We start from the raw sequence: 25,808 nt of genomic DNA, 5'->3' as shown, positions 1-25,808 counted from the left end.
ATCTCAATAAAGATTTAATGGATGTATTTTTATATGCAAATAAAAGTTTGATTATAAAGTTTGATTATATATAATCAAACTTAAATTCTCTAAATATAAGATACTGTTTTATTTTATTATACTTTTTACCCTATATTCGACTAACTGGAGAGGATTTTTGTTACGGCTTCATATTCATCCAACTATCAACATGATGAATGGCAAAACCATTATAGCTTGTTTTATTGGCATACTGTTTATGAACTTGTGCTAACTGTTTATTCATATAGGCTTCTCCATCATCAAAGAAGGTAATATTTTCCCCTTCATCAGAGGCTCCTGTTTCTACACCAATAACAATTGATTTATTTACTTTTTTTGCATAGTTTATTTCATGTTCTACTATTTTAATAATGTCTTTAGCAGTATCACGATATGCCATTATTGAAACACTTTCCACTTGGTCAATGACCCAGTCAGCTAATAAACCTTGACCAAATTGGTTATTGTATGAAACTTCGTCAAACCAAAATGGCATATCAACTTCCAAAGGCAATTGTAATTGATCAGTATCCCCTTTCGCTCTAGTAAGGAGCGCTTGATAGAATTCAATCGTTTTTACTTGGTTCGAGCTCCAACCACTATTTAAGTAAGGCTCTACATCGAGATGAACTCCAGAAAATCGCTCTGTTGCTGCTGCATTATCATTATATGTATGTAACCAATCAAACAGCTGATCCTGCATTTTATAACCTTCTGCTGATACCCAGCTTGCAGAACCATCCAACGCATATACTTTTATACCTTTTGATGTAGCTTTATTGATAAAACTTTTGTAATAGTTACTTGCTATATCACTATTAATTTGTAAATATAATTTATTAACTTGTTTGTTTTCTAGAAATGAGAGTACCCCTGATTCATCTTCGACAATCTTTGCCGTATCCCATAACCAAGTTGCCTTTTCTTGCATGGCCTTTGCGTCTACCTTTCCCATTGATAATCCTAGCGTACTAACAATTGTTACTATAAAAACAATAATTGCTTTTGATAGTGAACGACTTACCATATAATCACATCTCCATTCTATTTGCCGAGGCTCATAGAACGAACCTGGCAACCTGACGATCATGCACTAAAAAATAGTGTTTAGACTCACGGCTTTGCGTCCTTCCCTTTCGGTGAAGTTTGCCTTTTACAGTAGTTTTCTTCCCTTACATAATACGACGTTAGAATGGAGATGTCTGTAGGTAAAACGCATAATTTTGTTAACAATTTTTCAAATAAAATAATAGGAACACAGGTTATTTTTACTATATCAGAATAAAAACGTAGAAGTAATTATCTAGGTGAAGCTATTGGTGTAGCAATTAGGAATATAAAATGCAAAAAATTGGAAGTCAAAATTCCTTTAACTGAAGATTAATTTGTATGTAATGTATCCTATAAATAACACTAAAATTAATACTAGCGTCTCTTTCCAGCCCATACCATTTAAATTCCCACTGTTTCCTCTATTTACTCCATCATTTAGAGAACCCGTAGGATTGTTTTTTAATTCACTTTGTCTTAAACGCTCCCTTTTTTCTTCTGGTGTTTCCTTTTTCTTTGAATCCATGTGACAAATACCTCCCTAAAATATTTATTTACTTATTTATACTATAGATAGATATATTCATAATTATGCTTAAATCAATTATGCCTTGGCATAATTGCGTCCGGAGTCGAAGCGGCTCATCGGACGCCCTAGGAAAACACCTAGCCGGAACGGAAATCAACCACACATTGTGGTTATAGGCTTAAAATTCAACATCGAGTATTCATTATCCTTTTACTACTTGGAAAAAGAAAGACAGAATCACAAATTTGTAATTCTGCCTAAAACATCAACTATGATGTGTAAATTATTGTATTGAATTAATTCTTAATTATAAAAAACTCAAGCCTCTACGTTTTCTTTTTCATTTTCAAGCATTTTGTGCAAATAATTAATTATTTCACGTATACCTTCTAATGAATTCACAAGTATTTTCGGGTCCACGTATGTGATCATACGATTTTCAAGATTTGCCACAGCTGTAAAGTAGCGAGTTTTTGAATAATTGACAAGTCCCATCTGCTTTAAAACCGTCTCATCAAAATCAAGAATTTCACGAGCTTCTGTTACAAGTAATCCATAATTTACAACATCCGTGTTTAACACAATAATCCGTGCTGTTGCAGCATTAGAGGAACGATTATAAAGAATACGCTCAAAATCAAGTACAGGCACGAGCTCGCCACGAATTCTTGTGAAACCCAGAAGATAATTAGGTAAGTGAGGAATCGGTGTTACTTGCTCTAACTTTTCAATCGAAATCGCCTGTTCCACAGGCACTGCATATTCCTCTGTACCACAAGCAAAAACTACTGCCTTTACACTTTCCATGCTTTCACATCCTTCGATTTTTGTTGTTATTTTTTCGCAGACTCTTTGACGATTTCAACAAGTAAATCTGCTAATTTCTCTAATTCTTCTACTGGGATTTTTTCATTTGTTGTATGAATGTCCTCGTACCCAACAGAAAGATTTACTGTAGGGATGCCAAAGCCCGCAATAACATTAGCATCGGAACCTCCGCCTGAGATACCAAGCTTTGGTGTACGATCGATGTTGTGTACAGCTGCCATTGCCACTTGAACAACTTTATCTGATTCTGTTACACGGAATCCAGGATACATTAGCTTCACTTCAACTTCAGCCTTTGCACCTAACGAAGCAGCGACTTGCTCAAACGTCTCCTGCATATGCTTAGTCTGTGCATCTAGCTTCGCTTTGTCGATTGAACGAGCTTCTGCAAGAATCGTTACTTCATCACACACAATGTTTGTTGCCTGACCACCCTCAAAGCGACCAATATTTGCTGTTGTTTCTTCATCTAATCGACCTAGCTTCATTTTTGCGATACATTTGGAAGCAACTGTAATCGCAGAAATTCCTTTTTCTGGAGCAACACCAGCATGCGCTGTTTTCCCAATTATTTTAACGGAAATCTTCGCTTGGAATGGAGCTGCTGTGACAATTCCTCCAACTTTTCCATCACTGTCTACTGCAAAGCCATACTTTGCTTTAATTTTAGATGGATCTAACTCTTTAGCGCCAACGAGTCCACTTTCCTCGCCAGCTGTAATAATAAATTCAATATCACCATGTTCAATGTTTTGCTCTTTTAAGCGTTTAGCCATTTCAAACAATGTAGCAAGACCAGCTTTGTCATCAGCACCTAAAATAGTTGTACCATCTGAAACGATATAACCATCTTCACGTAGAGATGGTTTAATCCCTTTACCTGGGACAACTGTATCCATGTGAGAAGTAAAATAAATTGGTTCGATATCTAATGAACCCTTTAGTGTAGCAAGTATATTACCTGCTCCATGCCCGTTTCGAGTATGTGCATCATCTTGTTCTACTGTAAAACCAAGCGCTGTTAGTTTGTCGATTAAAATCGGCGCAATCACTTGTTCATGTTTTGTTTCTGAATCGATTTGTACGAGCTCAAAAAACTCTTCTACTAAACGACTTGTCATGTTGTAGGACTCCCTTAGTTTACGTGGTTTTCCACGTTATAGTATACGTTTTATTTTAGCACAACGTTTAAAGAGTTGAAATAATTCGCTAACATGAACTACGCTATTTTATGAAGGAATAGCAATTATTTCTTAGCGTAATTATACTGATGCTTCGTTTAGATAAATAGCTCTTCGGCAAAACGTGGGTTGATTTCCGTTCCGACTGAGCGCTTTCCTGGGGGCGCCGGACCAACAAATTTTTTCTGCGCGAAAGCATAGCGACAGCGACAGATGTTTTTTGTGCGAAAGCGGAGTGTTAACGTAGCGACAGCAACACGAGGTTGGTCACGAAGGCGTTATCACAGGATGTGATGGTTTTAGCCTTCGTTCCTCTATTGCTGACCCCCAAGGATTCGCCCAGCCTCTGTAACTTTTGAAAAAAGATTGATTAAAATTGACAATCCTCAATTTTGGGATAAAAATAAGCCTCGGATTTTGAACAAAGTTTGATCAAAATACGAGGTTTTACCTGTTTATCGTTAATCTTTTTTATAATAAAGATTGATTATTCCGGAATATGAATCTTCAACTAAAGCACCCCATTTAGTTGAACAAGGAAAAGCATTAACAAAATTAATTAATATCACCTACATAAGTTGTAGGTTTTCCACTGTTCCGTGAATAATTCAGGTTTGAAGATATTTTTCTAATAAAGTTAAAAAGTGCTCGATATCATCTTTGCTAATATCACCAATGTTGGCTACTCTAAAAGAATTTAATTGATAAAGTTTTCCAGGATATATCGTTATTCCATTAGCATAAAAATAATCATGCATTTCTTTAAAATTATACTTTTCACTTTCGGGCTCTACTATCGCTGTAATAATTTTTGAATGGTGCTCAACAGGGACGAGATATCTTAAACCAAGTCTAGAGAGGCCTTCTATTAAGGTTTCCCAACATTGAGAATATCGTTCATATCTTTCTTTCATTCCTTCTGCTTTTAATTCTACAATCGCCTGTTTTAGCGCATAGATAGTTTGTATAGGCGGAGTAAAACGCATCTGACCCGTCTCGATGAAATGGTAATATTGAGAATAAAGATTCAAGTAATAATTTGTCGACTTTTTTGTTTTTCCTTTTTCTAGTTCGCTTTTTTTAGCTATAACAAAAGAGACTCCTGCCATTCCTTGAAGGTTTTTATTGGAACTAGCCGCCAAATAACTTATTTTCATTTTACTCATATTAATAGGAATAGCCGCAAACGAACTCATTGCATCTACCATCATATTAATCTCATTTTCTTCACAAATGGAGCCAATCGATTCTATATCGTTTAATAATCCCGTTGTTGTTTCATTATGCACAACAGCTAGAAAAGAAACTTTTCGTGGAATTGTTTGAATGAATGAATGTAACTGATCTAATTTAATCGGTTGATCGGGTGGACTTACAAACTCAATCCAATCCAGCTGATAAGCTTCTGCAATTTCACACATTCTTTTTCCATAGGCTCCGTTATTAATAATTACTAAAACCCCATCAGTCATTACTGAACTCAAGATTGACTCCACAGCAGCAGTACCTGAACCACCGAATAAAACAGTTGTATATTGATTCTCTTCTGAAACTAAACTAGTAATTTCAGAAGTAACAAATTGCAATAATTGGCTGAAGTCATCTTCACGAGGGCAAATATCAGGTACCACTTGTGCGTATTTAACCGTATCTGTTGTAGTAGCAGGTCCGGGATTCAGTAATATATTTCTTTTAATATTCTTCACGGTACTCCTCCCTTTAATTTTATTACATTTCTATACGCGGTTCGGATTATCTCCCCGCAACTAAGTTTTAGTACGGTAAAGAGGCTTCTTATAGGCAAGATCAACCTGCTAATATTCATTTTCAGAACAATTATTTAATAAATCTCTGTAGACGAGTTTTAACTTCACTTGGAGTAACTTTTGGGCGTCCTAGATTTTGTTTAGATCCCTTTGAGATTTTCAAATAAATAAAAGTCAGCCCTTTTGTCATTTTCCATTCTTGAATACACATTTCAAGTTCATGTAAATTATGGATATAGTATGACTTTTCATAACCGCAATCTGCAGCAATATTGACAAAATTAACATTGTGAGAAACAGTATTTTGTCCTCCAGTTGAATCGTGAACTTGATTATCTAGAAGAATGTGGAGCATATTTTCAGGTTGATAGTAGCCATTTGTAGATAAGCTCCCCATTCGCATAAGGAGGGAACCATCTCCATCAATAACAACTACATCTATATCTTTTCGCGTATAGGCTAAGCCTAAGCCTAAAGAACCGACACAACCCATGGAACCAACCATATATAGATTATTATCAGAATCCTCGACCTCATATAGTTCCCTTCCTGTTTTACCAGTTGTGGCCACTAATACTGTTTTCATATCTTTGAGTCCATTTATCGCTTTTAAAGTGTCAAAACGACTTGGCAGTTCATCTAAGTCAGTTTTTTCACTTTTTTTCATATTTTTATGATTAAGACGTTGCTCTATCTTCAATTTCTCACTTTTAAATGTTTCTTTTTTCACTACAAAAAAGAATGGTTGATTTGCTTCAATCCACTTGTTAGCTTCTTCAAGCTGTCTCTTTGCCTCACTTTCATCAGGAGATAAGAACTGCCATTTTATTTGCATGAGATCTAATAGTTGTGTCGTAATTTGTCCCATTAATTCATGCTGCGGTTCATCATTCAATCCGGGTTCTCCACGTAGACTAACAAATCCAAGTATAGGTATTTGGAAGGGGTAGTTTAAGGAAGTCAAAGGAGAAATACAATTGGTTAGACCGGAGTTTTGCATTAAAACAACTGATTTCCTTCCCCCAAGGTATGCTCCTGAAGCAATGGCTACAGCATCACCTTCGTTGGCTGCAGCAATATATTCACACTCATTTATGGAATAGTTAATAAGATTCTTTAAAAATGAACATGGGACCCCACTGTAAAAATCAAAACCAAGTCTTTTAAGTTCATTTCCAAATTCGTTTGTATTTAACATACCATCACTCCGTTCCGGGTTGTGATTGGTTATTAGTTGATGGCAAATATTTTATTTCCGCTTTTTGAAGCTCCTCAGCATTCTGGAGTCTAAAAATCTCTTGCACACTTACGATCGATTTTTCTACTTGAATGAGACTTTCATCTTTTAGGATTTGTTTGGAGATGTTCTGCATAGCAGTGATCGATGCTCTTAAGTTATGGTTAGCCCAGATTGCAGTACTTATTCCTACTTTTCTGAATTCATTAGTTGGGGTTGTATAATATTTTGTTGGCACAATAACCACTGGATGCCTTCCACTCCATTCTTTCATAAATGCTTCAATTTCTTTAAAATCTGACTTTTTACTATGCACAAGAATTGCATCGGCGCCTGCCTTCCTGTAGGCTTCCGCACGTTTAAGGGCTTCATCTAATCCCAAGCCTGTAATAAAAGCCTCGACTCTAGCTACAACCATAAAGTCTTCATCCTCTTGAGTATCTTTCATTGCTTTTATTTTCCCGCAAAATTCTTCAATCGATGCGAGAGGTTGTGTTTCTCCATTAATAAACGAGTTCGTTTTTGGAAAAATTTTATCCTCGATACAGACTCCAGCAATATTCAATTGCTCTAGTTTTCTTACTAACCTCCGAGCATTATTAAAATTCCCATATCCTGTATCCCCATCTAATAGGATGGGAATTGTTGTCGTATCACTCATAAATTCAAGTATATCTAATACCTGCGTCCATGATGCTTCATTATTATCTCTTACACCCAATGATCCTGATATCGATAGACCACTCGCCCAAATCCCTTTAAAACCGACTTCCTCTACAATTTTTGCGGAAAGACCGTTATGGGCTTCCATTAAAAATTCAAGTTTATCTGAATATATTATTTCTTTTAATTTCGTTGTTTTTTTCAATATCTTCCCTCTCCTTACTCGACATGTCATATTATCATATGGCTAAAAGTAAAGATTTGTAGGGCAGTTACATTAGAAACTAATACTTTTGAAATCAAAAAATGAATGTATAGAGAACAATCATAACGCTACTTATCTAGTGTAGTAAATTTATTATGGGACTCTAACAGGAAAATGGAGGAGATTAATCGCGTTACCAAGTCTCACTCACCCATGCATGATAAATCTATTTACATACAATACAGTAACCGCCATATGAGGAGAGGACTACACTATTAATTCAAAAGAAATAAAAATATCTTACTAAATGAGGTGCGTTTATTGAAAAATGTACTTGGAAAATGGGAACAATTCTTACTTTTAAAACAAAATCCTTTAACAACTAACTGCATTCCAGAATCAACACTTTACAGTCTAGAAAACCTAATCTATTTATTAAATAGGTATGAGTATGTTTATGTGAAACATAATAGCACTGGACAAGGAAGAGCAATTTATAAAGTCTACAAAAGAAAAGATGGACACTATTGTTTTAACGGATTTACTATGCAAGGTGAAGAAATAAATAAGTGCGTGGCAGCAATTGAGGATTTCCATCAAGTTCTACATCCATATGAGAACCATGGTAGATTAAGCGGAAATTATATTATACAGGAGGGGGTCATGAGTCTAACCCCTAATGGGGATTCAATATCCATTCGTGTTCATGTTCAAAATCTAAAGGGAAAATGGATAATTGGTGGAATGTACGGAAGAATTGCAACTGAGGATCATGGGATTGTCAATTCAAATCGGGGTTCTCAAGTAATACCGATTGATGAATTATTATCAGTTTATATGATGATGGATAATACAGAGAAAGATAAAACAATAGACTCTCTAATAAAAGATTCAATTTTAGCATCTGAAGTAATAGCATCCCACTTTCCTTGTAGAGAATATGGCATTGATTTTGGAATAAATCATAAAGGAAAACCTCTATTATTTGAAGTAAATACAACGCCAAGCATACGTAGTTTTGCCAAAATTGATAGGGCGATATGGAAGAAAATTGTTGAGATTAGGAAAATGCAAAATGAAGGCGAAGTTTGAAAATGTAGTTATTTTTCATGTTAGTCACCAGCATATTTCTATTCAATAGACATACATCAAACAATTACTTTCCATACTATATTTATAGGAAGGAAGAAACTTAATTGCATCTGTTACTTGTGAACGATTAAGAATTTACCTTTAAGAAAAAATGGATTATGGTTGGGTAGGCTACAACGAAGAAAAAACCTGTGAAAAGAGGGGAATTCTTTTCACAGGTTACTTTACATCTCATTTTGAAAGACCGCTTCTTTTTCTTTATGTAGAGACTGCAAATAGCCATCTGCCTTATTATGTTTATCCTGTAGACGCAAGATCGTATTATGTACATCATCTTGTACACGAGAAACCTGCTCTCTTGCAGTAGATATTTTAGAATGGACAGACCAAGCTGAAAAAATATCATCAAAGAAATAGTCCGCAAATTTTACAAATCCATCTGTTTCAACTGCTAACGATTTCGTTGACATATCTTGTACATCCAGTAGTTCGTTTTGGAAGCGCTGTAATGCAATTTGAGCATTATGAAGATAATTTTCGGACTCATCAAGTGCATCATGCTTTAAATGTGTAGCAATGAGACCCCCACCAAAAAACGTATCCCACGCTGAGTAACCACTTGCAGAATGCAAGGACTCTGCAGCTTGTCCAAGCTTAGTAAGTGCTGCTTCACCAGCTTCTTCTGCTTCCTCTATCTCTATAATAAGTTGTTTCGTTAACATTTCTTCATGCGCTAATTGTTCAAGCCTTTTTGCCTGTTCAGGCTCATGTATTTGTAAATAGCCTTTCTTTTTAGCATTTAATTGCTTTAAAATTTCTTGCAACTCTTGTTCGTTAATTTGAGCAAGTTTAGTGTTTATTTGCCGTAAATCATCTGTCAAATCAACTTCCATCTTCTTTGCTTCATTTATTTTTAATTCAAGAATAGCTGCTTCATCAATTTTTTCTGCACGTAGCTCATCTTGTTGCCCTGTCCACGTACGAATCGTATTCATAAAAGAAAAACCTTCTAACTTATCGAGTTTCAAACGAATTTGATTGAGTGCTTTAGAATGTTTGTAAATTTCCTGTTGTGCACGCTCGATTTGCCTTTCAATTAAATCCTTTTGTTCACTTAACCTACTAGCTGTTCTTAATTGTGCATGAATCATTTCTTGCTCTTTTTGTAATTGTTTCCATTCCATTCATCTCAACTCCTCTTACATATATGTACGGATGAAAACAGGATATGTTTCAATTATCTGTTATTTTTAATAGATCTTTTATTATCTAAAGTTCGTAAAAATCACTAAGAAAAGCCTAGTAATCCCAAAGGATACTAGGCATGTACAATTTTTATAGAGGAATGTTTCCGTGCTTTTTCTCTGGACGTGTTTCGTGTTTGTTTGATAACATATCTAGCCCTTGAATTAGCTTAATACGCGTATCACGTGGATCGATAACATCGTCTACCATACCGCGAGATGCCGCAACGTATGGGTTTGCGAATTTTTCTTTATATTCTTCAATTTTCGCTGCACGTGTTGCTTCTGGATCTTCTGATTTGGCAATTTCACGCGCGAAGATAATATTAGCTGCACCTGCCGCACCCATAACAGCAATTTCTGCGTTTGGCCAAGCAAATACTAAATCAGCCCCAATTGATTTAGAGTTAAGCGCAACGTACGCACCGCCGTATGCTTTACGCAGAATTACTGTAATTTTTGGTACAGTTGCTTCTGAGTATGCATAAAGGATTTTCGCTCCGTGACGGATGATACCACCATGCTCTTGTTTAACACCTGGGAAGAAACCAGAAACGTCTTCAAATGTGATGATTGGTATATTGTAAGCATCACAAGTACGAATGAAACGAGCAGCCTTGTCTGAAGAATCAATATCTAACCCACCAGCTAATACTTTAGGTTGGTTACATACAAGACCAACTGATTCACCAGCAATACGCGCAAAACCAACTACTACGTTTTTCGCAAATTCTGAATGAACTTCCATAAATGAGCCTTCGTCGACGATTTGCTCGACTACTTTACGCACATCATAAGGACGAGTTGTTTCGATTGGTACAGCATCCACGATTTCTGGACGATAGTCATCACCCTCTGGACGTGCCTGACGCGGAGCTTTTTCTTTATTATTTTGTGGTAAGTAGCTTAATAGTTTCTTAATTTGATCAATCGCTGCTTCTTCAGATGGTGCGCGGAAGTGTGCGTTACCACTTACAGCGTTGTTTACTTTAGAACCACCTAAATCTTCAGCAGAGATTTTTTCACCTGTTACCGTTTCGATAACTTTAGGTCCTGTAATAAACATTTGAGATGTTTTATCAACCATTAGAATGAAGTCTGTAATTGCTGGAGAATATACCGCCCCACCAGCACATGGTCCCATGATCACTGAGATTTGCGGAATTACCCCAGAGTAGATTGCATTACGATAGAAAATATGACCATAACCATCAAGTGAAAGTACACCCTCTTGAATACGAGCACCACCCGAATCATTAATACCGATAAATGGTGTACCATTTTTTGCAGCCAGATCCATTACTGTTGCCATTTTTTTTGCGTGCATTTCACCAAGTGCTCCACCAAATACTGTGAAATCTTGAGAGAATAAGTATACCGGACGTCCGTTGATTTTACCGAAACCTGTAACTACGCCATCACCAGGGCCTTCCATCTTGTCCATGCCGAAGTCCACTGTACGGTGTGTAATGAATGGGTTGATCTCGAAAAATGTACCTTCGTCTACTAATAATTCAATACGCTCACGAGCAGTTAATTTGCCTTTATCATGCTGCTTCTCGATGCGCTCATAGCCGCCACCAAGTTCAATTACTGTCTTACGGTCATACAAGTCATTAATTTTGTCGAACATATCCATACTGATCACTTATCCCCTTTTCCACTTTTATCGCATAATTCATATAACACACCGAAAGATGATTTCGGGTGCATGAAAGCAACCTCTGCACCACCAGCACCTGGTCCTGGCTCTTCGGATAAAAGACGTACGCCTTTTTCACGAAGTTCAGCCATACGCTCACGAATTCCTGTTACACCGAAAGCTACATGGTGAATACCTTCCCCACGTTTTTCGATATATCCGTGAATAGTACTTTTTTCACTCATCGGTTCTAATAACTCAATTTTCACATTACCCGCATCTATGAATGCAACACGAACCTGTTGAGATTCTACTTCTTCCACTTTTAGCAGCTTTAAGCCTAAAGTTTCTGTATAATATGTAATGCGTTCATCTAGATCGCGGACTGCAATCCCAATATGATCTACTTTCTCCATGGTGACATCTCCTTCTGTTATGGTACATAATCTATTTTACAGACTTTTTCGTCAAAACTCTACTACTTGAGAAATTTTTCAGATTTGATAAACTATTTATAAGAAAAGAAGGAGCGAACGAGCATATGAGTAATAAAAAATTTCAAAAAATCGTAGTTTATACGATGGTCGCAATCATGGTAATTTCAACTCTAGCATTTGGTTTATCGATGATAGTGTAATGAAAAGCTAGGCGTCCGCATTACTGCGGGCGCTTTTTCTTTACCTTTAACCCCTTAAAAGACTGCTTAATTTCTAAATATCGATCCATTTCCTCAATAAATTGATAAAGTGCCGCTTGTGCTAAAAATTGCTCATGATTTTTCGGTAAAGGTAACTGGGCGAAATCTATCTTTACCTGCTCTAATTTCTCTCTAAAATGACTAGCCGTATTTCCTGAATGAACATGTTCACCGAGGTCTTGTAAAAAGTCAGCAACGATCACAGCCTCTTGTACTATAACAGGAAGCGCCGTTATTTTTGGCAAAACCCTATCAATAATTTCTAGCTGCTGTTCACGCATATCAAAATACACGTAGTAGTCATTTTCTCGTCTCGTAAAATGATTTTCAACATCTTTAAACGCTAGGGATTTTGCACTATTTAATGCTTTAATCGCTTCAATAATTTCCTGCCCATCCCACAAAGTATCGCCTTCTCTTAAATAGTTGGCAATTTCTAAAAATATCTTACTGTAAAGTTCCTCAATTTTAACTCGGTAGTAATTTAATTCCTTTTGAATGTCTGGCATATACATATTTATAGCTATTCCCGTACCATAACCAATTGCCATTAATGCGAATTCATTATAAACAAGTGCCAATGAAAAGCTTTTAGCAGCATAAATATGCATGATAATAACGGCACTAGAGACAAAGCCATCTGCTACCTTTAATGACACAATTGTTGGTATAAAAATGATCAGCATACCTGCTAATGTAAGCGGATGATAGGAAAATAGCTCAAAGCTCAAAAATGCATAAAACATTGCGATAATACTTGCGACAAATCGTGTATAAGCAGCATGAAGAGATTTTTTCTTCGTTGGCTGGACACATAATATTGTTAGAATACCAGCAGATGCATAAGAAGCTAATTGAAAGTATTGGGCAATGGCAATAGCGATTGCTGCGCCAAATGCCGTTTTTAATGTACGATAGCCGATTGAAAACTTCTTCAAGTCGACTGCCTCCTATCTTTTAGTACTCTACTTATTTTATTCAATTCAAAGAAAACTATAAGCTAATCGTTTAGCCAATATTACAAAAATTCTAAATGCAATTCTACTGAAATCAGTGGAGAAAGCGATGCTAATTTGGAGAATTTTTTAGTAGTAAGACTCCGCAGACATTTTATAGCCTGCGGAGTTTTCTGCTAAATGAATAGCTTTTCTTTAATTGAATAAATTAAAGTTCGTCGCAGTATTCCTCAAAGTTTGCTTGTAGGTTTGTTACTACTGACATTGGGTCATGACCTTCAATTTCATAGCGTCCAACTTCTGCTACTACTTGTCCATCTTTTAATAACACAAATGATGGGGAAGATGGTAAATGATCTTCACCGAAGAGATAGCGAGCAGCTGCAGTTGCTTCTTTGTCTTGACCAGCAAACACCGTTACAAGATGGTCTGGACGTTTATCGTAATGTACGCATTGTGCCGCTGATGGACGTGCGATACCTCCTGCACAGCCGCATACTGAGTTTACCATGACTAATGTTGTACCTGGACGAGCAAACGCCTCTTCAACAGCTTCTGGTGTGCGAAGCTGCTCATAACCAGCAGCCTCAATTTCTGCACGTGCTGTTTTTAAAATTTCTTGCATAAATAAATCGTAATCCATATTCATATAGCGATAGCTCCTTTCAAGTTCGCGTCATCATCATCAATTATGCTTCGGCATAATTGCGTCCGAAGGCTTTACCTTCTTTCAGCTGAAAGAAGGTAAGCTTACTAGCTTTAGATATTCGACGCTCATACATCTCCTATCATAGCAGTTAGTGACGAATTTGTGCACCTACTTGCTCACATATTAGATGATATTATTTCTGCGATGGTTCATCGCTAAATAAACGATCTACACCTTGTGTAACTGTCAACTGTCCATTTAAAATTTGACGTTCTAAAAGTTGCACCTGTGCTTTACGTTCTGGATTACCATAAAACATATCGATTAACTGGTCGGTAATCATCGATTGGAACCAATCTCTTGTCTGATTTTGACGTCTGATTGACCAGTAATTATTGGCCTCAACGATTTGTCTGAACTCCCCTATTGTATTCCAGACTTTGTCGAAACCACGTTTTTCCCACGAGCTTACCGGCATTGCTGTGGACATCCAACCTGGAGTTGCAGGCTGTAAGAAATGTAAAATTTGCTTGTACTCGGATACCGTCTTTTTAGCCAGACGAACATTATCACCATCAGCCTTATGAACAACGATGGCATCCGCTAGCTCCATAATGCCCTTCTTCATGCCTTGTAGCTCGTCTCCGGCACCTGTTAAAACTAACAGCAAGAAGAAATCAACCATACCACGGACATACGTTTCACTTTGTCCAACACCAACTGTTTCTATTAAAATGACATCATAGCCAGCCGCTTCACAAACAAGCATCGTTTCACGTGTCTTTTTATGAACACCCCCTAGGGTACCAGCTGATGGAGAGGGACGAACGAATGCATTAGGCTTTCTCACGAGCTCCTCCATTCGAGTTTTATCGCCTAAAATACTTCCTCCCGATAAAGAAGAGCTTGGATCAATCGCAAGGACTGCCACTTTTTTCCCCATCTCACAAAGCATCGTTCCGAAAGCCTCAATGAACGAACTCTTTCCCGCACCAGGAACGCCTGTTATTCCAATACGGACACTGTTTCCTGTATGTGGTAGAAGCTCTTGTAGGAGTTCTTGTGCTTGCACTTTATGTGTTGCATTTGAACTTTCAATGAGTGTAATGGCTTTTGACAAGTGTGTACGAGAGCTTGCACGTACTTCTCGTGCAAGCCCCTGTATGTTTAAATTGCCCGCTTTTTTCTTTCGGAATTTTTTCGGTGTACCATATTGCATTCCGTCGTGAGTTGCCTCTACTCCGTCCATAACAAATAGCGCACTTTCAGGCATCCCTTTGTTTTTGTCCATTATTCAGACACTTCCTCATAGCCTAAACGTTTGTAGATCTCTTCAATAATCTTTTGTGCCGATACAGGAATAACTGTACCAGGTCCAAATATCGCTACTGCGCCAGCTTCATAAAGGAAGTCATAATCTTGTGCTGGAATAACGCCTCCAACAATAATAATGATATCTTCGCGGCCCAGTTTTTCTAGCTCTGCTACTAATTCAGGCACTAGTGTTTTATGACCAGCAGCTAATGAAGATACACCAATGACATGAACATCGTTTTCCACAGCCATTTGAGCTGCTTCAGCAGGCGTCATAAATAATGGTGAAATATCTACGTCAAAGCCTAAGTCAGCATATCCTGTTGCCACAACCTTCGCACCACGGTCATGTCCATCTTGTCCCATTTTCGCTACTAAAATACGTGGGCGACGACCTTCATTTTCAAGGAATTCCTCTGTCATTTGTTTCATTTCAGCAATTTGCTCTTCATCTGAGAAGTTTGCAGAGTAAACGCCAGAGATTGAACGAATTACTGCCTTATGGCGACCTGAAACAACTTCGATTGCATCAGAAATTTCACCTAAAGAAGCACGAGCACGCGCTGCATCAACTGCTATTGCTAATAAGTTTTCTTCACCATCTTGCGCCGCTTTCGTTAATCGAGCTAGATGCTTTTGTACTTCTGCTTCATCACGCGCCGCCTTCATGGCTTCTAAACGTTCAATTTGCTTTTGACGAACTAATGTATTATCAATATCTAGAATGTCGATAGGTTCTTCTTTATCTAAACGATATTTGTTTACACCAACGATCGTTTCTGTTTTAGAGTCGATTTTCGCTTGACGTTTTGCCGCAGCTTCCTCGACTTTCATTTTTGGAAGACCTGTTTCAATCGCTTTCGCCATACCGCCAAGCTCTTCGATTTCTTCAATTAATGCCCATGCAGATTTTGTAATCTCATCTGTTAATTTTTCCACATAGTACGAACCGCCCCATGGATCAATTACTTTTGTCATTGCCGTTTCTTCTTGTAGGAACAGCTGTGTATTACGTGCAATACGTGCAGAGAAATCTGTTGGTAGCGCAATCGCTTCATCAAGTGCATTTGTATGCAGAGATTGTGTATGCCCCATTGAAGACGCATTCGCTTCGATTAATGTACGTGTCACATTGTTAAATGGATCTTGCTCTGTTAAAGACCAACCAGATGTTTGTGAATGTGTACGAAGTGCTAATGTCTTAGGATTTTTCGGATTAAACGTTGACATCATTTGTGCCCAAATTCGGCGTGCAGCACGCATTTTTGCAACTTCCATGTAATAGTTCATACCGATTGCCCAGAAGAATGATAAACGCGGTGCAAAGGCATCAATATCGATTCCAGCTTTTAGCCCCGTACGAACATATTCAAGACCATCTGCTAATGTATAAGCAAGCTCGATATCATTTGTTGCTCCAGCTTCTTGAATATGGTAACCAGAAATCGAAATAGAGTTAAATTTCGGCATATATTTCGCTGTATATTCAAAAATATCTGCAATAATTTTCATTGACATTGCCGGTGGATAAATATATGTGTTACGAACCATGTATTCTTTTAAAATATCGTTCTGAATCGTACCCGCTAATTGGTCTGGTGTAACGCCCTGCTCTTCAGCAGCAACGATATAGAACGCAAGAACTGGCAATACAGCACCATTCATTGTCATAGAAACTGACATTTGATCCAAAGGAATTTGATCAAATAAGATTTTCATATCTTCTACAGAGTCAATCGCTACTCCAGCTTTACCAACATCCCCTGTTACACGAGGATGGTCTGAGTCATAGCCACGGTGAGTTGCTAAGTCAAAGGCAACAGAAAGTCCTTTTTGACCCATTGCTAGATTACGTTTGTAGAATGCATTTGATTCTTCAGCTGTTGAGAAACCAGCATATTGGCGAACAGTCCAAGGTCGAGCTACATACATAGTAGGGTATGGACCGCGCGTATTTGGCGCAATACCAGCCACATCATTTAAATGTTTAGCCTCTTTAATATCTTCTTTTGTGTATACATCTTTTATTTCAATACCTTCATTTGTCATGAATTTTTCTTCTGACGCTTGAGGTGCTTTTGATGCTAAAACTTTTTCGATTTCAACTGCACTAAAATTTGGCTTGCTCATCGTTGGACCTCCTTCATGCTAGCGAACACTGAATTTAATTTTTCGATGATGTTCTGTCCTGCGAAAATAAAGCCGTTTAAGCCATTTGCTAACCAAGCTTCTTCTTCGTCTTTAAATTTACCTGCAACGTCAACAATTACGTTTGCTGGTTTGCCAGCTAAAATGGCTGGTACCAATTCTTTTGTATCGTCATCATTACCTGCAATGACCACGTATGTTGCTTCTGTAGCATTTAACCAAGCTAATGCTTCTTCAGCTGTAGCAATCGGTTCACTTTTTTCTGGTACTAGACCTACAGTATTTAAGAAACCTGATACGAAATCAGCACGTGGTTTTGAATTTTTTAGTGTACCTAATGCTAAGATTCCTGTTTTCACATTTTCTGCTGTCATTTCCGCACGTAATTGTTCAAAAGGTTTAGCAATGCGTTTAATGTCTGCAAACGCTGGGTTTGTTGCGCTTTCAAGCACATCAGCTGGATTGGCATAAATATTTGTACCGATTAATGATTGCTTACGCGTTTGTACCGCTTTGATACGAGCTTGATAGGATTTTTCTAGTTCCTCCATAAGCTTTCCAGATACAGTGTAAGCGTCGATGCCTCCAGCTGCTTCAATTTCTAAGAATAATGCCCAAGCTTCTTTCACAAAATCTGCTGTTAATGACTCAATAAAGTAAGAGCCACCAGCTGGGTCTATCACTTTTAAAACATTTGTTTCTTCTTTTAAGATTAAAGATACATTTCGTGCAATACGAACCGATTGATCTGTTGGTTTCGTTAATGCATCATGAGGGTGAACTGTAAAGACATCCGCACCACCAATTAAACCAGAAAGAGCTTCATTCGCAGAACGTAATAAGTTTACATAAACATCCAGCTTCGAGAAGCTTCTTAACGATGTTTCGGCAATAGTTGGAACTTTTACGCCATTAGTTACTCCATAAGCGGATGAGAACGCTTTCCAAAGTACTTTAAAAGCACGGAGTTTAGCAATCTCTGTAAAGAACTGTGTGTCCACTGCAAATGATACATAAAATTTCTTCGCGAACGCTTCAAAGCTTTCTTCTTGATTTGCGTATTTTGCGGCTAATGCAAGTGCATATGCTAACTCTTGTACTGCGTTTGCTCCTTCATTATGATAAACCGTTGTGTCCGCACCGATTGAGCGCACGCTCGGGAAATCATTTAAAGAGATGGAGATAGGATATTTCGATACGATGAAACCTTTTACAGCTTCTCGCTGATCAACTGCTATTTTGTCGAATACTGCTAATAATGGGTCCTTTGAATTTTCAACCGACATTTTAAACGAATATTCAGAGAAATAAGTCGCTAATTGTGCCACTACTTCTTCAGTCCATTCAAAATTCACATGGCTATCAATTGTTACTACTTCATTGCCTCGAGCTAAGCTATCATCAAGCTGTGCGAAAAATGCCTCGCTTGTTTCAGCATATATTTGCTGTGCCACTCGAAATGCTTCGTTATTTTGTAGGGAACGGATTGTAGCAACTTGTTTATCAAGTTCTTCACCAAGTTTTGCTACTAAACTTTCTTGGGTGTAAAGAGGTTCTAATGTAATACCTTCACTCGTTTTCGTTAAAAGAGACTCGAATGGTTTCCCTTTTAAAGCCTTGATTGCTGCATCTTGCCATTCTGAATAGGACGGCATTTCAAATTCAATATTTTTCATGTTGTTTGACATGCGGACGCTTAATCAGCTTCCCCCCTTAGTAGTTTCTATTTGTTATTCTACATGACAAATTGCGACTCGGAAAGCAAAAAAAAATCGGAAACCGTTATATAACAGGCTTCCGACAAGTCATCAGTAGACTGACGTTGAAGATTTATTTGTATTTTCGAGTATTTCTTTCACTCTATTTAGGAATTTACCACAGACAAGTCCATCAAGAACACGATGATCTAAAGATAAACATAAATTCACAATATCTCGTGCAGCGAACATTCCACCAGGTAGAATAACCGGTTTTTTTACAATACTTTCCACTTGAAGGATCGCCGCTTGCGGGTAATTAATGATGCCCATCGACTGAACAGAGCCGAATGCACCCGTATTATTGACCGTAAATGTACCACCTTGTATATCATCCATCGACAGTTTTCCGGCACGAACTTTCACTGCAAGCTCATTAATTTCCTTCGCAATGCCTTTAATCGATTTTTCATCAGCGTGTTTTATAACAGGAACGAATAATGCATCCTCTGTTGCGACTGCAATGGAAATATTGATGTCATGCTTTTGTATAATTTTATCCTCTGCCCACATGGAGTTCATCATCGGGAATTCCTTTAGAGCTTGAGCAACAGCTTTTACAAAGAAAGCAAAATACGTAATATTAAACCCTTCTTTTTGCTTAAATTCTGTTTTCATACTATCACGATATGCGACTAAATCTGTAACATCCACTTCCATCATCATCCATGCATGTGGCACTTCATGAACGCTTCGTACCATATTATTAGCGATAGCACGGCGCACCTTCGTTACTGGAATTTCAATATCGCCTGCTTGCATTGGTTGTGTAGGTGTGGCGGCTTTAGTATTCACCTGTGATGCAGGTGCTGTAACTGGTGCTGATTGTGGTACGTTTGCATCGACTACAGGTGAAGTTTCCACTAAAGGACTTGGCACATTCCCTGTTTCAATCAGTTTCATTAGGTCTTTTCTTGTAATACGTCCACCTTCACCAGTACCTGTGATTTGATCAAGGGCAATTTCATACTCTTGTGCAAGTCGAAGAACAGCTGGTGAATAACGTACTTTATCCTGGCGAACTGTTTTTTGTGATGCTTTAATAGCAGTAGTTGGCTGCTGTGTTTCCTGTTTCTTTTGTACACCTGCATTTAAAATTGCCGTACTTACCGCTGATTTTTTCGGTGGAGGCGGAGGAGGTAACTCACTGTCACCTGCTATTTCAACAGAACAAACGACTGCACCAACCGGTAACGTTTGCCCTTCCTCTGCAAGTAGCTCTGCTATGACTCCTTCAAAAGAAGACGGGATTTCTGCATTTACTTTATCTGTTACAACTTCTGCTAGTGGATCATATTTTTTTACTGTATCACCTGGCTTGACAAGCCATTTTTCAATTGTACCTTCTGTTACACTTTCGCCGAGCTGTGGCATTGTAATATTTTGAATAGCCATCATCTATTCCCCCCATCAATTATGCCTAGGTGTAATTGCATCTATCAAATTACTATCATATTTATAATATACTCATCATCATAAAGTGCGGGTTGATTTCCGTTGCGACTGGGCGCTTTCCTGAGGGCGTCCGATGAGCCGGTAATCCCTAAGGAGTCGCCCAGCCTTCACTCCAATCAACTTATATACATGACATAACGTTTTAAAAAATGTCATTCCGAACTTTTGATGAAGAGCCTTAAAATACCTGTGACATTTATAAGCTTTAGGCTATGACGCATAGATAAACAATCACATTTATTTTAACTTTTAAAAGCTTCTATTTACCACATGAGTGGATATCAGAAATAGATCCTTTTAAATTAGAATGCGGCAAGTTCTCGCATCGCACGCTCTACTTTATCAGGGTTGATCATAAAATATTTTTCCATTGTCGGTGCATACGGCATAGCCGGAACATCAGGTCCTGCAAGGCGTTGAATTGGTGCATCAAGTTCAAATAAACAATGCTCTGCAATGATTGCTGCAACCTCACTCATAATGCTACCTTCTTTATTATCCTCAGTAACTAGTAAAACTTTACCTGTTTTACTTGCCGCCTCAATGATTGCTTCTTTATCAAGTGGATATACCGTGCGTAGGTCAAGAATATGCGCTGAAATACCATCTGCTGCTAGACGCTCTGCAGCTTGTAATGCAAAATGGACAGCTAAACCATACGTAATAACAGTAACATCTTCTCCTTCCCGCTTAACATCTGCCTTACCAATCGGTAATGTGTAATCGTCTACTGGGACCTCCCCTTTAATAAGACGATATGCACGCTTATGCTCAAAAAACAGCACGGGATCTTCATCGCGGATTGCTGCTTTTAATAAGCCTTTTGCATCGTATGGCGTTGAAGGTATAACAATTTTCAACCCTGGTGTTCCTGCAAAAAGCGCCTCAACAGACTGCGAATGGTAGAGCGCTCCGTGAATACCCCCACCAAATGGTGCACGTATAACCATCGGGCAAGACCAGTCATTATTTGAACGATAGCGGATTTTTGCTGCCTCAGAAACGATTTGGTTAACGGCAGGCATGATGAAGTCAGCGAATTGCATCTCGGCAATTGGACGCATTCCATACATCGCAGCACCAATACCAACACCTGCAATAGCACTTTCTGCAAGAGGCGTGTCAAGTACCCGATGTTCACCAAATTGCTCGTAAAGACCTGCTGTCGCTTTGAAAACCCCGCCCTTACGACCAACGTCCTCTCCTAAAATGAAAACACGCTCATCACGTTCCATCTCTTCCTTCATCGCTAATGTAATCGCATCAATATAAGACATCACTGCCATTACACGTCACCTCCGTCCACTGGTGCATATACATATTTCAAAGCATGCTCTGGTGCTGCATACGGAGCAGCTTCTGCATAATCTGTTGCATCATTTACTTCGGCCATGACACGCTCTTCTATTTCAGCACGTAGTTGTTCTGTCATAACTCCAGCATCTATTAGATACTTTTCAAATAACAGAACGGGATCCTTCGCCTTTCCTTCTGCTATATCCTCGGCAGTGCGATATTGACGATCATCATCATCCGAAGAATGAGCCGTTAAGCGATAAGTCACTGTCTCTATTAAACTTGGACCTTCACCTCTACGAGCACGATCAGCCGCTTCTTTCACAACCTTATAGACTTGCAACGGACATTTTCCATCAACTGTAACACCTGGCATACCATAGCCAATACCGCGATCTGATACTTTCGCACAGCCTAATTGACGTTCAACTGGTACAGAAATTGCATATTGATTATTTTCTACCATTATAATAACTGGCAGCTTATGCACTCCTGCGAAATTCGCACCTTCATGAAAATCACCCTGGTTAGAAGAGCCTTCACCAAGCGTAACAAAAGTAAGAAAATCTTCTTTTTGTAGACGACCTGCTAGAGCTACTCCCACCGCATGTGGAACCTGTGTAGTAACCGGTGAAGAACCTGTTAGAATACGATGTTTCTTATGTCCAAAATGACCTGGCATTTGACGCCCACCCGAAGTTGGATCCTCTGCTTTTGCAAATGCTGATAACATCAATTCTCTTGGTGTCATACCAAAATGTAAAACAACACCCATATCACGATAGTAAGGTGCAATATAATCTCTATTATTATCAAGAGCAAAGGCTGCCCCTACTTGTGCTGCCTCCTGCCCCTGGCATGAAATAACAAATGGAATTTTACCAGAACGGTTTAATAACCACATACGTTCATCTAGTCTTCTCGCCATTAACATCGTTTCGAATATTGCAAGTACATCTTCATTTTTTAAACCTAAATCCTCATGCTTAATTTGAACACCTTGCATACGAACACCCCTTTCGAACGTTTCGCTTTCGCTACAAAAGCACTTTCTAGATATAGATAACTAAAGCATTTAGGGCTCTTCACTAAAATATGTACTTGATTGCACAGAAGGACGTTTTCCACAAACGTCACCTTCCCCTTTATGCGCTTTTATACCAATCTACCTTTTAATCAAGAACAAATTTTTGTTTTGATCCTAGACTTTAGTTACGAAACTATGAACCTTATAAATGAATGGCGCGATGATCCACTGCTAACGCTGATTCCGCTAACACCTCATTCAGTGACGGATGTGGATGAATAGCCTGGCTTATTTCCCAAGGCGTTGCATCCAATAATTTAGCAAGTGATGCTTCTCCAATTAAATCTGTCACATGTGGACCTACCATATGAATACCCAAAATATCATTCGTTTCTTCATCGGCAACAATTTTCACAAAACCATCTGTCTCTCCATTAACTAGTGCTTTTCCAATCGCCTTGAACGGAAACTTACCAATCTTCAATGAATAACCTTGCTCTCGTGCAGCACTTTCTGTTAAGCCAATACTTGCGACCTCAGGGTAAGAATAAACGCATTTCGGAACATTTAGAACATCGAGTCCCTCTGTTTTTCCCGTTGCAATATGCTCAATCGCAGATACCCCTTCGTGTGAAGCAACATGAGCTAATTGTAAGCCACCGATAACATCCCCTATGGCATACATATGTGATTCCTTTGTTTGATACGAATCATTGACTTTGATAAACCCATTTTCAACTTCTATTTCTGTATTTTCTAAGCCAATACCTTGTGTATTTGCTTCGCGTCCAACACAAAGCAATAATTTATCAGCCTCAAATAATTCATCCTGATCATTAATTTTTGCAGAAATGTAAACGTTATCATTTTCAACTTTAAAGGTTCCCGAATCTAAGCGAGCGTTCGTCACAATTCGGACGCCTCTTTTTTCAAGTTGTTTGGTTACTTCTTTTACAATATCCGCATCCTCTGCAGGTAAAATAGATGACCCATATTCAATGACCGTTACGTAAACCCCAAAATCACAAAGCATCGAGGCCCATTCAATTCCAATAACTCCTCCACCAACAATTAACAATGACTTTGGCAGTTCTTCCATTTCCAATGCATGATCAGAGTTCATCACATATTTACCGTCAACCGTTAGTCCTGCCATTCCTCTTGGCTTCGATCCTGTGGCAATCACCACATTTGTTGGAACTAGCATTTCATTTTCATCGCCATTACTCATTTCAACTGAAATAGTTCCAGGCATCGGTGAGAAAATGGATGGACCTAAAATTCGCCCTATTCCCTGATAAACGTCTATTTTCCCCTTTTTCATCAGTGTATTCACACCTTGGCTCAATTGCTCAACAATAGCTTGCTTCCTGTCTTGCACTTTGTCGAATTGCAATGTAACTCCTTCAATACCAACACCATATTCAGCAGCTGTTTTATTTGCCATACGATACACTTCTGCACTTCGAAGTAAGGCTTTACTTGGTATACAGCCTTTATGCAAGCATGTTCCACCTAGTCGTTCACGTTCGACAATAGCTGTTTTTAAGCCCAACTGTGCAGCTCGGATTGCAGCAACATAGCCCCCTGTACCTCCACCTAAAATGACAACATCATAGTTTTGAGCCATATGGATTCCCCCTTGTGAGAAAAATACTAAACATTCATTTAATCTATTAATTTACGATAAAGTTAGAAGAAGTCGACAATGCGACTTCTTTCAACGAATAAGCGGTTCTTAACGACCGTGTAAAATATTTTTTTCATTTTTTAAAAATTGGCTACGAGACTTTGATACTCGAGCGATACGTTCTTCTGCTAAACGATTAGCTGCAACATATGTCGGTATACCATCACGTTTAGAAATCGCGAAGATTTTTTCGATGCTATCATAAATTCCTTCGACACGCTTCATTGCACGTTCACGGTTATATCCATATAATTCATCAGCTACATTTATTACTCCACCTGCATTAATCACATAATCAGGTGTATAAACGATCCCTAATTCATGTAAATAATCACCATGTCGAGAATCTTGTAGTTGGTTATTGGCAGAACCTGCGATAACCTTTGCTTTTAGTTGCGGAATCGTTTCATCATTTAAAATCGCCCCTAATGCACAAGGTGAGAAAATATCAACTTCCTGTGAATAGATTTCCTCCGGTGCTACAGCAGTCGCCCCAAAATCATTTACAACTCGATCAATTGCCGCTTGATTAATGTCTGTAACAACAAGTTTTGCACCCTCATTATGTAAATACTCGCAAAGCTTGTAGGCAACATTTCCTAGACCTTGTACAGAAATAGTACGCCCCTCTAATGAGTCAGAGCCAAACGCTTCTTTTGCAGCTGCTTTCATCCCAAGGTAAACTCCGTAAGCAGTTACTGGCGAAGGATTTCCTGATGAACCAAAAGCAGGGGAAATTCCCGTTACATAATTTGTCTCCTCATGCATTAAATCCATATCTGTCACTGTTGTACCTACATCTTCTGCCGTAATATAGCGACCATTAAGCCCTTGGATAAAACGTCCTAGTGCACGGAACATTTCTTCATTTTTATCTTTAAATGGGTCACCGATAATAACCGTTTTTCCACCGCCAAGGTTTAAACCAGCTGCAGCATTTTTATAAGTCATCCCTCGTGCTAAACGCAATGCATCCTCTATCGCATTTTCTTCTGATGCATATGTCCACATACGTGCCCCGCCTAATGCTGGTCCAAGTGTTGTGTCATGGATAGCGATAATCGCTTTTAACCCCGATGCTTCATCTTGGCAAAATACCAATTGTTCATAATCATACTTTTCCATATACTTGAAGATTTCCATGAAAACTCGCCCCTTTGCTTTGGAAAGTGCATTCTCAAATGCCCATCCCAATTCAGTATAATTAAAGTTCGAAAAATTGTTTAACAATGGATAATATTGCTCCATTTAATTTTACAATACTGACAATTTCACAAATTAGCAACTATTATTACATTTCCTTGTTTAAGTAAGAATTTTCTAAAAATTCTGTTACAATCGCTATGTTATGTCTTACTTGT

General features: G+C 38.3%; 22 protein-coding genes and 1 riboswitch. Of the genes, 2 read left to right on the top strand and 20 right to left on the bottom strand.

The genetic code is table 11. From position 1 onward, the window contains the following. Window positions 1-160: 160 nt before the first annotated feature. The 7 genes from ACFCYJ_RS11640 to aepX form a co-directional block, all read right to left on the bottom strand. Window positions 161-1,048, bottom strand: coding sequence for an amidase (locus ACFCYJ_RS11640; protein ID WP_376074128.1), 888 nt, complete (start codon window positions 1,046-1,048; stop codon window positions 161-163). A 43-nt stretch (window positions 1,049-1,091) separates the two neighbouring features. Further along, window positions 1,092-1,182, bottom strand: a riboswitch (cyclic di-GMP riboswitch). Between the two features lie 208 nt (window positions 1,183-1,390). Continuing rightward, window positions 1,391-1,597, bottom strand: coding sequence for a DUF6366 family protein (locus tag ACFCYJ_RS11635; RefSeq protein WP_376074127.1), 207 nt, complete (start codon window positions 1,595-1,597; stop codon window positions 1,391-1,393). Between the two features lie 321 nt (window positions 1,598-1,918). Continuing rightward, the gene (locus ACFCYJ_RS11630; protein ID WP_376074126.1) at window positions 1,919-2,407 is read right to left on the bottom strand and encodes a chemotaxis protein CheW; all 489 of its coding nucleotides are present in this window, start codon (window positions 2,405-2,407) and stop codon (window positions 1,919-1,921) included. 26 nt (window positions 2,408-2,433) lie between these two features. Beyond that, complete coding sequence (locus ACFCYJ_RS11625) at window positions 2,434-3,549, bottom strand: M20/M25/M40 family metallo-hydrolase (protein WP_376074125.1); 1,116 nt, start codon at window positions 3,547-3,549, stop codon at window positions 2,434-2,436. A 668-nt stretch (window positions 3,550-4,217) separates the two neighbouring features. Continuing rightward, on the bottom strand, window positions 4,218-5,315 hold the full coding sequence (locus ACFCYJ_RS11620) for a 2-aminoethylphosphonate aminotransferase (protein ID WP_376074124.1): 1,098 nt from the start codon (window positions 5,313-5,315) through the stop codon (window positions 4,218-4,220). Window positions 5,316-5,445: 130 nt separating this feature from the next. Further along, complete coding sequence (gene aepY, locus ACFCYJ_RS11615) at window positions 5,446-6,573, bottom strand: phosphonopyruvate decarboxylase (RefSeq protein ID WP_376074123.1); 1,128 nt, start codon at window positions 6,571-6,573, stop codon at window positions 5,446-5,448. Window positions 6,574-6,577: 4 nt separating this feature from the next. After that, on the bottom strand, window positions 6,578-7,480 hold the full coding sequence (aepX, locus tag ACFCYJ_RS11610) for a phosphoenolpyruvate mutase (RefSeq protein ID WP_376074122.1): 903 nt from the start codon (window positions 7,478-7,480) through the stop codon (window positions 6,578-6,580). A 321-nt stretch (window positions 7,481-7,801) separates the two neighbouring features. Between aepX and ACFCYJ_RS11605 the strand changes: the two genes are divergently transcribed. After that, window positions 7,802-8,572, top strand: a complete 771-nt coding sequence (locus ACFCYJ_RS11605; RefSeq protein ID WP_376074121.1) for a YheC/YheD family protein — start codon at window positions 7,802-7,804, stop codon at window positions 8,570-8,572. 224 nt (window positions 8,573-8,796) lie between these two features. On the opposite strand, the gene ACFCYJ_RS11600 is transcribed toward ACFCYJ_RS11605, so the two are convergent. The 3 genes from ACFCYJ_RS11600 to mce all read right to left on the bottom strand — a co-directional run bounded on the left by ACFCYJ_RS11600 (window position 8,797) and on the right by mce (window position 11,874). Continuing rightward, window positions 8,797-9,756, bottom strand: coding sequence for a hypothetical protein (locus ACFCYJ_RS11600; RefSeq protein ID WP_376074120.1), 960 nt, complete (start codon window positions 9,754-9,756; stop codon window positions 8,797-8,799). Between the two features lie 151 nt (window positions 9,757-9,907). Continuing rightward, window positions 9,908-11,455: an acyl-CoA carboxylase subunit beta gene (locus ACFCYJ_RS11595; protein ID WP_376074119.1), complete on the bottom strand. Its 1,548-nt coding sequence runs from the start codon at window positions 11,453-11,455 to the stop codon at window positions 9,908-9,910. Window positions 11,456-11,460: 5 nt separating this feature from the next. Next, complete coding sequence (mce, locus tag ACFCYJ_RS11590; protein WP_283868549.1) at window positions 11,461-11,874, bottom strand: methylmalonyl-CoA epimerase; 414 nt, start codon at window positions 11,872-11,874, stop codon at window positions 11,461-11,463. 125 nt (window positions 11,875-11,999) lie between these two features. Here mce and prli42 point away from each other — a divergent pair, with 125 nt between their 5' ends. Then, window positions 12,000-12,095: a stressosome-associated protein Prli42 gene (prli42, locus tag ACFCYJ_RS11585; protein WP_323647026.1), complete on the top strand. Its 96-nt coding sequence runs from the start codon at window positions 12,000-12,002 to the stop codon at window positions 12,093-12,095. A 20-nt stretch (window positions 12,096-12,115) separates the two neighbouring features. Here prli42 and ACFCYJ_RS11580 read toward each other — a convergent pair whose 3' ends face one another. The 10 genes from ACFCYJ_RS11580 to ACFCYJ_RS11535 form a co-directional block, all read right to left on the bottom strand. Further along, window positions 12,116-13,093 carry an aromatic acid exporter family protein gene (locus ACFCYJ_RS11580; protein ID WP_376074118.1) on the bottom strand — a complete coding sequence of 326 codons (978 nt, stop codon included), beginning with the start codon at window positions 13,091-13,093 and terminating at the stop codon, window positions 12,116-12,118. A gap of 226 nt (window positions 13,094-13,319) precedes the next feature. Further along, window positions 13,320-13,760, bottom strand: coding sequence for a BrxA/BrxB family bacilliredoxin (locus ACFCYJ_RS11575; protein ID WP_079561759.1), 441 nt, complete (start codon window positions 13,758-13,760; stop codon window positions 13,320-13,322). A gap of 193 nt (window positions 13,761-13,953) precedes the next feature. Next, window positions 13,954-15,051, bottom strand: coding sequence for a methylmalonyl Co-A mutase-associated GTPase MeaB (gene meaB, locus ACFCYJ_RS11570; RefSeq protein WP_376074117.1), 1,098 nt, complete (start codon window positions 15,049-15,051; stop codon window positions 13,954-13,956). Further along, window positions 15,051-17,204 carry a methylmalonyl-CoA mutase gene (gene scpA / locus ACFCYJ_RS11565; RefSeq protein WP_376074116.1) on the bottom strand — a complete coding sequence of 718 codons (2,154 nt, stop codon included), beginning with the start codon at window positions 17,202-17,204 and terminating at the stop codon, window positions 15,051-15,053. Before scpA ends, meaB begins: the two co-directional genes overlap by 1 nt. Continuing rightward, window positions 17,201-18,910 (bottom strand): methylmalonyl-CoA mutase family protein, encoded by a 1,710-nt coding sequence (locus ACFCYJ_RS11560; protein WP_376074115.1) that lies wholly within the window; start codon window positions 18,908-18,910, stop codon window positions 17,201-17,203. The genes scpA and ACFCYJ_RS11560 overlap by 4 nt, the downstream gene beginning before the upstream one ends. A 120-nt stretch (window positions 18,911-19,030) precedes the next feature. Further along, window positions 19,031-20,374: a dihydrolipoamide acetyltransferase family protein gene (locus ACFCYJ_RS11555; RefSeq protein WP_376074131.1), complete on the bottom strand. Its 1,344-nt coding sequence runs from the start codon at window positions 20,372-20,374 to the stop codon at window positions 19,031-19,033. Window positions 20,375-20,736: 362 nt separating this feature from the next. Beyond that, window positions 20,737-21,720: an alpha-ketoacid dehydrogenase subunit beta gene (locus tag ACFCYJ_RS11550; RefSeq protein WP_142507157.1), complete on the bottom strand. Its 984-nt coding sequence runs from the start codon at window positions 21,718-21,720 to the stop codon at window positions 20,737-20,739. Further along, entirely contained in the window at window positions 21,720-22,736 is a 1,017-nt protein-coding gene (locus tag ACFCYJ_RS11545) for a thiamine pyrophosphate-dependent dehydrogenase E1 component subunit alpha (RefSeq protein ID WP_376074114.1), read from the bottom strand. Before ACFCYJ_RS11545 ends, ACFCYJ_RS11550 begins: the two co-directional genes overlap by 1 nt. A gap of 223 nt (window positions 22,737-22,959) precedes the next feature. Then, on the bottom strand, window positions 22,960-24,387 hold the full coding sequence (gene lpdA, locus ACFCYJ_RS11540; RefSeq protein ID WP_376074113.1) for a dihydrolipoyl dehydrogenase: 1,428 nt from the start codon (window positions 24,385-24,387) through the stop codon (window positions 22,960-22,962). A gap of 108 nt (window positions 24,388-24,495) precedes the next feature. Beyond that, the gene (locus ACFCYJ_RS11535) at window positions 24,496-25,590 is read right to left on the bottom strand and encodes a Leu/Phe/Val dehydrogenase (RefSeq protein ID WP_376074112.1); all 1,095 of its coding nucleotides are present in this window, start codon (window positions 25,588-25,590) and stop codon (window positions 24,496-24,498) included. Window positions 25,591-25,808: the final 218 nt, after the last annotated feature.

Origin of the sequence: Lysinibacillus sp. NPDC056232 (assembly GCF_042267565.1) — a bacterium.
Taxonomy (GTDB): Bacteria; Bacillota; Bacilli; order Bacillales_A; family Planococcaceae; genus Lysinibacillus.
This window is presented reverse-complemented; position numbering and strand designations above follow the sequence as displayed.